Here is a 10,889-nt window from a genome sequence, read left to right on the forward strand (position 1 = left end):
TTTCATAATTTCTTTTTTCATTCTGTACCTGTTATGCTACAGATCCTTTAATAGTACTTTGCTAGCTTTTTTATAGTATTCTTCTCTAGATTCGGTTAATACCTTCCATTCGTCACTAAACTCTTCATCTTTATCGATTTTGAAGTTTTCGGAGCCATATGTGTCGAGACGATCAAGCAGTATCGCTACGTTCAGTTGGTTAATATCCATGGATGGTTGGTAAGCAATATCTTGGCTTTTTTCGTCAGATACCACTTCATGGATCAGCTCAATCTCTTGTAACTGATAGAGTACCTGATTCGTCAGCCGGATTGGAATTTGGTGTTCTTCCGAAATCTCGGCGGCTGTATATGGCGGTTTGTTGTACTCAAAGCGCTTAGCAATAAGAGACATGATGAGAATAGAAATGAAATCACGATAACGCCGGCTGATATTACGGGTGTCTTGGTCGAAACTGAAATTTCGAATATTCTGACCGGCGTAAGTAAGTTCCGCACCAAATAAACAGATGGTCCAGGAGATTTGCAACCATAATAGGAACATTGGTAAGGCGGCAAAACTACCATAAATAGCATTGTATTTCGATACCCATAGCTGGCTGTTGATATAAAGGAACTGGAATGCTTGATAGGCTGTACCTGCCAAAATACCGGAGATAAGTGCATGCTTGAACTTCACTTTTGTGTTAGGCATAAAGATATATAGTCCGGTAAACATAAGCCAAGTTAAGACAAAAGGAATAAGACGAATCAAGAATTTTAAGACAGGAGCGAGGAGTACGAAGTCTGCCATTTGCTTCAGTATGGTACTCATGAATATGGAAAGACCTCCGGATACGACGATCAAAATAGGCATGAGTAAGAACATGGAGAAGTAGTCAGTAATCTTACGATACATGGAACGTGTTTTCTTTATTTCCCAAATCCGGTTGAAGGTGATTTCTATATTACTAACCAGATTGATAACAGTCCATAACAACATAACTAAACCTACTCCAATGAAAATACCTCCTTTGGTTTGTGATAAATAGGAATTTACGAATGAAAGAATGGCTTCTGTTGTTTCTATATTACCACCGAATCCGTTGCGGAATTGATGTTCCATTAGGTTATCAAAACCGAAACCGCGTGCTACAGCAAACAGGATCGCTAAGATAGGGACAATTGCTAAAAGAGTGCTATATGTCAGTGCCGATGCTTTATTTACCAATCGGTCTTTAGTGAAACGGTTGATGCAAAGATAGATGGTTTTAATAATGTTATAGAGCGAAAATTTAGTTCTGGTCACTTCGTCTTCCGTAATGCGCCAAATGTCATACGTAAGGAATTTCCATATATCAGTGATTCTCTTTTTCATTCTTTCTGATGAGATGTTTTTATAAATGAAATACGGACAAAGATAACAATTAAATGTGAATACTAATGTTGCACATCAGAAAATTCCTACTTGATAGTTTGGACTTTTCATATAAGTTTATTAATTTTGTTTCCATAATAATATTTTTAATGTGATTGTAAATCAGATTTTTAGGGATTGTTAAATAATAAACAGTTTCTATGAATTGATTGTTTCCAATCATTCTTATTAGGTAGGAAAATTTAGTAGAATCGATTTAAATATCATTGAATATTATGAAGGCACATATCCTTATTTTGATTGTTTTATTAGGAATAAATCCTGTCCCATATTTATTTTCATCGGAATTGTTGGCGCAGTCGAATGTGGTTAAGACCGTTGTTGCCGATTTGCTGATTGATGGAAATCCTTCTTCGGTCAAGATAGGGGACTATATGGGAGAGAAAATTAATGCTTGTATTGATAAACGGGTAATGGGGCAGGATGTAAATCATCTGATTACTCCTTTTTATCATAAGACAGAAACTTATCGTTGGCAAAGTGAATTTTTAGGTAAATGGCTGTTGGGAGCTGTCCTGTCATATAGATATACTCAAAATCCGGCATTATTGGATTCTATTCAGAAAGGTGTGACGGGATTAATTGAATCACAATCTCCTGATGGTTATATTGGAAATTATTCTCCAGATGCACAACTCCAACAATGGGATATTTGGGGACGAAAATACTCCATGCTGGGACTTTTGGCTTATTATGACTTAACCGGAGATAAAAAAGTACTTTCTGCATGTAAGAAAGCTGCGGATCACTTGATGACACAAATTGGACCAGATAAAGTTGATATTGTATCTACCGGTAATTATTATGGAATGGCTAGCAGTAGTGTTTTGGAACCTATTGTTTTCTTGTATCGCAGAACAGGGGATGTACGATATCTTGAATTTGCAAAGTATATTGTAGCCCAGTGGGAGACTGCTGCTGGTCCTAAATTAATAAGTAAAGCTATGGAAGAGATTCCGGTTGGTGACAGATTTCCGCATCCTTCTTCTATGAATGAGACTTGGTTCGGTACAAAAAATGGTCAGAAGGCTTATGAGATGATGTCTTGCTATGAGGGATTACTCGAAATTTATAAATTGACAAATGATTCCTTGTATTTGAATGCAGTAGAGAAAACAGTCAGAAGTATTGCGGATACGGAGATAAATATAGCAGGATCAGGAAGTGCATTTGAGTGTTGGTATCATGGGAAAAATCTTCAAACTGTTCCAACCTACCATACCATGGAAACATGTGTAACTATGACGTGGATGAAACTATGCCAGACGTTGTTGAGATTGACCGGAAATCCGTACTATGCTGATCAAATGGAAATTACGGCTTATAATTCGATGCTTGCTTCTATGAAAAATGATGCTTCGCAAATAGCAAAGTATAGCCCTCTTGAAGGTCAGCGAAATCCCGGAGAAGAACAATGTGGAATGCATATAAACTGTTGTAATGCGAATGGTCCAAGGGCTTTTGCGCTTTTGCCGCAATTTGCATTCATGCAATCTTCTGATAGAAAAGCGATTTTTGTAAATCTATACACAGATTCAAATGTGGAAATTCTTTTGGCTTCCAATAAAAAGGTAAGGATCGTTCAGGAAACAAATTATCCTCAGGAAGGAGAAACTTGCATAAAAATCGATTCTGACAAACCCGAAACATTTTCTGTGGTTTTGCGTATACCTTCTTGGAGCAAGAAGAATACTATAAAAGTAAACGAGCAAGAAATGAGTGATATAGTTCCGGGAACGTACTATAAGATTACCCGTAGGTGGAAAAAAGGAGATGTGATAACTCTAAACCTTGATGTGAGAGGAAGGCTGATTCGTCAGGATAATCATGTTGCAGTTGTTAAAGGTCCTGTTGTCTTGGCACGTGACAGTCGCTTCGATGATGGTTTTGTAGATCAAACGGCACAAGTCGTAGTGCATGAGGGAAATTATGTAGACTTAATTCCTGTGGAGGCAAAGAAGGACTGGAACTGGATGTCATATACGGTACCACTTGTTCTAGGAACAGATCTTGAGGGAGAGGGTAAACAACCTAAGCAAGTTCATTTTTGTGATTTTGCTTCAGCTGGAAATACTTGGTCAGAGGATATTCGCTATCGAGTGTGGATACCGGAAACTTTGAATGTGATGAATAAAGCGTATGTTCCGTATAATAAATAGTAGGAAGTTATTCTCGGAAAGAATTATTGTAATTTAAAGAAAAAGCAGTTAGCCTATAAGCCGAGTTCTGTACCTTAATATAAATAATTAAGGTGTCTGTCATTTATCTGAGTGACGTGTCACCACACCACTTTAGCGGTCTACCCTCCGACATGGAGCGAGCAGCTCTCATAACGCCGGTTTACATGACCTTACAACTCCTAAGACGTACAGCCCGACATGTTGCCATGCGGCTGGTGGGCTCTTACTCCACCTTCTCACCCTTACCTATCCTCGAAAGGAGTGGCGGTTATTTTCTTCTACGTTACTCTACCCTCACGGACAGCTTTCTGTTAGGAAGTAGGATGCTCTATGTTGCCCGGACTTTCCTCCTGTACGAAACGTACACGCGACAAACCGGCTAACTGCTTTAGATTGCAAAAATACGTCATTTATTTTGTTTTAGCCAAAGAATGTGACATAAATAGAAATAATTTCTACCTTTGCTTTCATTAAATGATTGATTCAATGAAGAAAATAATATTTTTATTTGCTTGTTTACTGGCATTTATGGCAACGGGCTTGGAAGCTCAGGAGATACAGCCTATATCAGCGGATTCAGCTTATGGAGTAGTTCATATTTCTGTTTGTAACTTGCGTGAGGAAGGTAAATTTACTTCGGGAATGAGTACACAGGCCTTACTGGGTATGCCAGTGAAAGTACGGCAATATACAGGATGGTATGAGATTCAAACGCCGGATGATTATACCGGATGGGTGCATCGTATGGTGATTACTCCTATGTCTAGAGAGAAATATGATAGGTGGAATCGTGCGGAAAAGGTGGTGGTGACTTCTCATTATGGTTTTGCATATGAGAAACCGAATGAACATTCGCAGGTTGTGTCGGATGTAGTAGCAGGTAATCGTTTGAAATGGGAGGGAAACAAGGGACATTTTTATAAGGTTTCTTATCCGGATGGTCGGCAGGCTTATTTGTCTAAGTCTATATCAAAGCGTGAATCTGAATGGAGAGCTTCGTTAAAACAGGATGTGGAAAGTATAATTCAAACTGCTTATTCTATGATAGGTATTCCGTATCTGTGGGCAGGAACTTCTTCAAAAGGAGTAGATTGCAGTGGGTTGGTACGTACAGTTCTTTTTATGCATGATATTATTATTCCTCGGGATGCATCACAGCAAGCGTATGTGGGGGAGCGCATCGAGATTGATCCTGATTTTACGAATGTGCAACGAGGAGATTTAGTCTTTTTCGGTCGAAAGGCTATGGTAGATTGTAAGGAGGATATCTCACACGTGGGTATTTATCTTGGAAATAGGAAGTTTATTCATGCTTTAGGTGATGTACATATTAATAGTTTTAATCCTAAAGATAGTGACTATGACGAGTTCAATACAGGAAGATTGCTTTTTGCAGTTCGTTTCTTACCTTATATAAATAAGGAAAAAGGAATGAATACGACAGATCACAATCCTTATTATAACTGAATAATGGAAAATTGGATGATGGATTGATGAGGTGATTGTACATATTCGTAGTCCATTTTCTGATGTTCGTTCTTAATGCTCTATTGATGATATGAAAAATAGAAGAGATTTTTTGAAAACAGCAGCTTTGGTTACTTTAGGTTCCGGACTATTTGTGCGTCAGACACTGGCCGGAGGGTCTGTTCCTTCTACCTTTAATATTAATAGAAAAGGGATAGGAGGAAAAATGAAAATGACTTATTTTCCATATGAGTTGAAATTGAGGCATGTATTCACAGTAGCTACTTATTCGCGAACTACTACACCAGACGTGCAGGTCGAAATAGAATATGAAGGGATAACAGGATACGGAGAAGCTTCTATGCCTCCTTATTTGGGGCAGACGGTAGAGTCGGTTATGAACTTTTTAAAGAAAGTGAATCTGGAACAGTTCAACGATCCTTTTCAGTTAGAAGACATTTTGTCATACATTGATAGCTTGTCCCCAGGTGATACAGCTGCCAAAGCGGCGGTGGATATTGCTCTTCATGATCTGGTAGGAAAACTGCTGGGAGCTCCTTGGTATAAAATATGGGGGCTGAATAAAGAAAAAGCGCCATCTACTACTTATACGATTGGTATTGATACACCGGATGTAGTGCGTGCGAAAACAAAAGAGTGCGCAGATCAGTTTAATATATTAAAGGTGAAACTGGGGCGGGATAATGATAAGGAAATGATAGAAACCATTCGTTCTGTGACCAATCTTCCGATAGCAATAGATGCAAATCAGGGATGGAAAGATCGCCAATATGCACTTGATATGATTCATTGGTTGAAAGAGAAAGGGATTGTGATGATAGAACAACCTATGCCGAAGGAGCAGTTGGATGACATAGCTTGGGTGACACAGCATAGTCCGTTGCCTGTGTTTGCTGATGAATCATTGCAACGGTTGGGAGATGTCGCAGCTTTGAAAGGTGTATTTACAGGGATTAATATAAAGTTGATGAAATGTGCAGGAATGCGAGAAGCCTGGAAGATGGTAACTTTGGCACATGCACTTGGGATGCGGGTAATGGTAGGGTGTATGACAGAAACGTCATGTGCTATATCTGCAGCAGCGCAATTTTCTCCATTGGTTGATTTTGCTGATCTGGATGGCCATCTGCTTATCTCTAACGACCGTTTCAAAGGTGTTGAAGTAGTAAAGGGGAAGATTACATTGAATGATTTGCCGGGGATCGGAGTTGTCAGACTCTAGTCTTACGGAATGAATGTCAGAGTGTTAAAGATGGCTGTCATACAATGAATGTAAATTTGTCAGGTGTTGTCGTTAAGCGCTGTTAAGCTCTAAATATTCTCTGTTAAAAGAGGACAAAAAAGAGTGACAAGTGAAATAAGTGAACGGATTTTGTTATTATTTTAACGTCGTAAAAGTTAAAACTATGTCGAATATTAACATTTTAAAGATTTATAAATCATGAAACAGACAACAAAAAACATTCTGGGAATAGGAGCAATTGTTCTTCTTAGCTCAGGAGTTGCAGGATTGACAACTTACAAATTGTTGCAATCTAACGATTCTGCCAAAGAAACCTCATTTAATGAGATTTTTCAGCAGAATCCTAATGTGAAATTGGCTGCTTTTGATGCAATTAATGCTCAGCCGGTTGATCTGACACAAGCTGCAGAAAATTCACTTCATGCTGTCGTACATATAAGATCTACTCAAGAAGCTAAAACTCAAACGGTAGATGTGCGTGATCCTTTTGCTGAAATATTTGGAGATATATTTGGTGGCGGTGGAAGACAGCAGCGTCAGATACAATCTCAGCCTCGTGTAGGATTTGGTTCTGGAGTCATTATTTCCAAAGACGGATATATCGTAACGAATAATCATGTAATTGAAGGAGCTGATGAAATTATCGTGAAGTTGAATGATAATCGTGAGTATAAAGGACGGATCATTGGTACCGATCCAAGTACTGACCTTGCATTGGTAAAAGTGGAAGGTGATGATTTGCCTACTATTCCGGTAGGTGACTCTGAGGCACTGAAAGTAGGAGAGTGGGTATTGGCAGTAGGTAATCCATTCAATCTTAACTCTACTGTAACTGCCGGTATCGTAAGTGCAAAGGCTCGTTCTTTGGGAGTATACAATAAGGGTATTGAATCTTTTATTCAAACGGATGCTGCTATTAATCAAGGTAATAGTGGTGGGGCTTTGGTAAATGCCAAAGGTGAATTAGTGGGTATTAACTCAGTACTTTCTTCACCAACAGGAGCTTATGCTGGATATGGTTTTGCTATTCCAACCAGTATTATGACTAAAGTTATCGCTGACTTGAAACAATATGGAACTGTACAGCGTGCATTACTTGGTATTAGTGGTGCTCCTATCGGTAGCAGTCTGATGGATGATAAACAGCCGATCGATAAATCTGGTAAGACACTGGGTGATAAGGCTAAAGAACTAGGTGTAGTTGAAGGTGTATGGGTTAGAGAGATCGTTGATGGTGGTTCTGCTGCTGGAGCTGACATAAAAGTAGATGATGTAATTATCGGTCTGGATAATAAGAAGGTGAAGAATATGGCTGACTTGCAGGAAGCTATTGCTAAACATCGTCCGGGTGATAAAGTAACTGTGAAGTTGATTCGTGACAAGAAAGAAAAATCTGTTGATGTTACTTTGAAGAATGAACAAGGTACTACTAAGATAGTGAAAGAAGCTGGCATGGAAATTCTGGGTGCTGCTTTCAAAGAATTACCGGATGATTTGAAAAAACAATTGAACTTGGGCTATGGTCTGCAAGTGACGGGTGTTTCTTCTGGTAAGATGGATGATGCCGGAGTCCGTAAAGGTTTCATTATTCTGAAAGCAAACGATCAACCAATGCGTAAAGTCAGTGATCTGGAAGAAGTAATGAAAGCTGCTGTGAAATCTCCAAACCAGGTATTGTTCCTGACTGGTGTATTCCCTTCAGGTAAACGCGGATATTTTGCAGTAGATTTGACACAAGAATAGTTTTTCAGTTAGGTCATAAGATTGTAAGATAAGCTAATGAATTAGAAAAAAGGATGTCGGCAATCAACTTGTTGACATCCTTTTTGTTTCAATAGTTGAAAAATATAGTGAAAAAGTTGCGTATAGTTTGCTTATTAACAAATAAATTGTCGTAACTTTGCACACCAAATCTGTTTTTAAGGAATGAGACAACTAAAGATTACCAAAAGTATCACTAACAGAGAGAGCGCTTCTCTTGACAAGTATTTGCAGGAAATCGGTCGTGAAGACTTATTACTGTCGAAGAAGAGGTGGAGCTCGCTCAGCGTATTCGTAAAGGTGACCGTGTGGCGTTGGAGAAATTGACACGTGCCAATCTTCGTTTCGTCGTATCTGTAGCTAAGCAGTACCAGAACCAAGGTTTGAGTTTGCCTGACTTAATTAATGAGGGCAATTTAGGACTGATTAAAGCTGCCGAAAAGTTTGATGAAACACGTGGATTTAAATTTATCAGTTACGCTGTATGGTGGATTCGTCAGTCTATTCTGCAAGCATTAGCAGAGCAGTCGCGTATCGTTCGTCTTCCTTTGAATCAAGTCGGTTCTCTGAATAAGATCAGTAAGGCCTTCTCTAAGTTCGAACAAGAAAATGAACGGCGTCCGTCTCCTGAGGAGCTGGCAGATGAACTGGAAATCCCTGTTGATAAAATCTCTGATACATTAAAGGTATCCGGCCGTCATATTTCGGTGGATGCACCTTTTGTGGAAGGAGAGGATAACAGTTTGCTGGATGTGCTGGTAAACGATGATTCGCCTATGGCGGACCGTTCTCTGGTAAATGAGTCTCTTGCGAGGGAAATTGATAGAGCTCTTTCTACGTTAACCGATAGGGAAAAAGAAATCATTCAGATGTTTTTCGGTATCGGACAACAAGAAATGACATTGGAAGAAATCGGCGATAAGTTTGGTCTCACACGTGAGCGCGTTCGTCAGATTAAAGAAAAAGCAATTAGAAGACTAAGACAAAGTAATCGTAGTAAATTGCTCAAATCTTACTTGGGATAAGTAAGGAATATCAGTTTCTAAAAGAAAAAAGAATTTAAGCTGCATAAGTTCATTCTTCGTTTGAAGAAGTACTTATGTGGCTTTTTATTTATATCTTTGTCAAGATTGTCTTATACTATGGATTTTATGAAGATTATAATTAGGCTTATTTTTGTTTTCTTGATTTTGGAAATTGGTTCTGCGGCTTATGTGAAAGGTGTGGAACCTATATCTGTATCGTCTGATGTAGAAAAACGCTTGAAAGAAAGGGCGGTTGAGGCTAAGGTGTATTGTGAGGAAAAGGGATTTGATATCAATTATTGCTTCTTGGTGGATTTTAGTATTCATTCGGGTAAGTATCGTTTTTTTATATGGGATTTTAAAGGAGATTCAGTGAAGTGTGCAAGTCTTTGCGCGCATGGATATGGTATGAAAAGTACTGTAGATAAACCTGTTTATAGTAATGTGGAGGGAAGTCATTGCTCTTCTTTGGGGAAATATAAAGTAGGTGTACGATCGTATAGTAAGTGGGGTATAAATGTACATTATAAGTTGCATGGACTGGAAAAGACAAATAGCAATGCTTTTAAACGTTATGTTGTGTTACATTCATATACTCCTGTACCAGCTGAAGAAGTATATCCTTCCTATCTTGCTTTGGGAATAAGTGAAGGGTGTCCTGTGATTTGTGATTGTGTGATGAAAGAGGTAGATAAGCTACTTAAGGTGGCAAAGAAACCTTTATTGTTATGGATATTTGAGTAGAAATGCTATTTCTTGTAGATAAATAGAGGAAATTTCTTCTTTTTTGTTATCTTTGTCACCATAAAAATTATAGAATATGAGATTTGTAAAAATACTATTTGCGGTAACAGTGGTGTTTGCTGTGTGCTCTGCCTTTTCAATGAAAAAAGATCATGGAAAATCTGTGTATGCATTTGGAGTGGGTGCATCATTCACAGATACGATTGTTTATTTTACTGAAATTCAAAAATTGGATAGTGTGAAACTTGGTAAGGATGGGTTTCTTCCTCGTCGTGATCAGTATAGTTATCAATTAAAAAATTATCTGGAATTTAATTCATTGCAACCGAATAGTACTTGTATGATCTATTTCTCAGATAATTTAAATAAGTTGGAGAAGGAAGCAAGTAAAATTCTTGGAAAATATCGAAAATCTAAGAATGTGGTGGTACAGAAAATAGAACTTGATAAGTTTAGTTTCAAAAAGCCTGAAGAATAAAAGATGATCGTTAATATAAAAAATAAGAGATGCAGATTTGCATCTCTTATTTTTTATACCTTTAGTAACTGCTATTGTATTCCTGATTATTTCTTTTATTGACTGCCATGTGAATGATGATGAAAAGTTATCCCTTTTCAATTTAGGGAGTGGGTAGTTCATACTATTTTAATATAAAGCTTTTCTATACTATATTATGTGTGTATATGGTGATAGCTATGTTATGCTTGTATAGTAGTGACTATGTATGATTAGCTTTTGTATTTATTATACTATAAAAATGATATATAATACAACTGTTAATCAATGATTTATAGTAAACTTGCAAAAAAACTTTAGAAAAAAGTGTTAGATATATTTGGAAGTTATATGTAAAGTCTATACTTTTGCACCCGCTTTGCAAGAGTAACAAGGCGTAATGATTGACATTCTGTTAGAAAATAAGGTTTTCAAAAATAAAATAAAAAACTTTAGGAAAAGTTTGGAAGTTAAATAAAAAAGTCCTTATCTTTGCATCCGCTTTTGCTTTGAAAGCGACGGACAGAAGTCACGTT

The 10,889-nt window shown here is 37.8% G+C and carries 7 protein-coding genes, 1 other RNA gene and 1 pseudogene; 7 read left to right on the forward strand and 2 right to left on the reverse strand.

The window, feature by feature from the left end:
• Positions 1-36: 36 nt before the first annotated feature.
• Positions 37-1,356 (reverse strand): YihY/virulence factor BrkB family protein, encoded by a 1,320-nt coding sequence (locus JCM17102_RS15310; protein ID WP_025075801.1) that lies wholly within the window; start codon positions 1,354-1,356, stop codon positions 37-39.
• A gap of 275 nt (positions 1,357-1,631) precedes the next feature.
• Here JCM17102_RS15310 and JCM17102_RS15315 point away from each other — a divergent pair, with 275 nt between their 5' ends.
• On the forward strand, positions 1,632-3,575 hold the full coding sequence (locus JCM17102_RS15315) for a glycoside hydrolase family 127 protein (RefSeq protein WP_025075802.1): 1,944 nt from the start codon (positions 1,632-1,634) through the stop codon (positions 3,573-3,575).
• Between the two features lie 40 nt (positions 3,576-3,615).
• On the opposite strand, the gene rnpB is transcribed toward JCM17102_RS15315, so the two are convergent.
• Positions 3,616-3,983: RNase P RNA component class A (gene rnpB, locus JCM17102_RS29120), an RNA gene on the reverse strand.
• A 99-nt stretch (positions 3,984-4,082) separates the two neighbouring features.
• Between rnpB and JCM17102_RS15320 the strand changes: the two genes are divergently transcribed.
• The 6 genes and pseudogenes from JCM17102_RS15320 (at position 4,083) to JCM17102_RS15345 (ending at position 10,335) form a co-directional block, all read left to right on the forward strand.
• Positions 4,083-5,063 (forward strand): C40 family peptidase, encoded by a 981-nt coding sequence (locus tag JCM17102_RS15320; RefSeq protein ID WP_025075803.1) that lies wholly within the window; start codon positions 4,083-4,085, stop codon positions 5,061-5,063.
• 91 nt (positions 5,064-5,154) lie between these two features.
• Entirely contained in the window at positions 5,155-6,306 is a 1,152-nt protein-coding gene (locus JCM17102_RS15325) for a dipeptide epimerase (protein WP_025075804.1), read from the forward strand.
• Positions 6,307-6,525: 219 nt separating this feature from the next.
• Positions 6,526-8,070: a trypsin-like peptidase domain-containing protein gene (locus tag JCM17102_RS15330; protein WP_025075805.1), complete on the forward strand. Its 1,545-nt coding sequence runs from the start codon at positions 6,526-6,528 to the stop codon at positions 8,068-8,070.
• Positions 8,071-8,253: 183 nt separating this feature from the next.
• Positions 8,254-9,113 (forward strand): annotated as a pseudogene (locus JCM17102_RS27910) (sigma-70 family RNA polymerase sigma factor).
• Between the two features lie 117 nt (positions 9,114-9,230).
• Positions 9,231-9,857, forward strand: a complete 627-nt coding sequence (locus JCM17102_RS15340; protein WP_033886938.1) for a murein L,D-transpeptidase catalytic domain-containing protein — start codon at positions 9,231-9,233, stop codon at positions 9,855-9,857.
• 76 nt (positions 9,858-9,933) lie between these two features.
• On the forward strand, positions 9,934-10,335 hold the full coding sequence (locus JCM17102_RS15345) for a hypothetical protein (RefSeq protein WP_025075807.1): 402 nt from the start codon (positions 9,934-9,936) through the stop codon (positions 10,333-10,335).
• Positions 10,336-10,889: the final 554 nt, after the last annotated feature.

It is taken from the genome of Bacteroides faecichinchillae JCM 17102, from assembly GCF_000614145.1.
Lineage (GTDB): Bacteria > Bacteroidota > Bacteroidia > Bacteroidales > Bacteroidaceae > Bacteroides > Bacteroides faecichinchillae.

Coding starts and splice junctions, on each gene's coding strand:
- JCM17102_RS15310 (WP_025075801.1), bottom strand. CDS start 1,356: ATGAAAAAGAGAATCACTGATATATGGAAATTCCTTACGTATGACATT.
- JCM17102_RS15315 (WP_025075802.1), top strand. CDS start 1,632: ATGAAGGCACATATCCTTATTTTGATTGTTTTATTAGGAATAAATCCT.
- JCM17102_RS15320 (WP_025075803.1), top strand. CDS start 4,083: ATGAAGAAAATAATATTTTTATTTGCTTGTTTACTGGCATTTATGGCA.
- JCM17102_RS15325 (WP_025075804.1), top strand. CDS start 5,155: ATGAAAAATAGAAGAGATTTTTTGAAAACAGCAGCTTTGGTTACTTTA.
- JCM17102_RS15330 (WP_025075805.1), top strand. CDS start 6,526: ATGAAACAGACAACAAAAAACATTCTGGGAATAGGAGCAATTGTTCTT.
- JCM17102_RS15340 (WP_033886938.1), top strand. CDS start 9,231: ATGGATTTTATGAAGATTATAATTAGGCTTATTTTTGTTTTCTTGATT.
- JCM17102_RS15345 (WP_025075807.1), top strand. CDS start 9,934: ATGAGATTTGTAAAAATACTATTTGCGGTAACAGTGGTGTTTGCTGTG.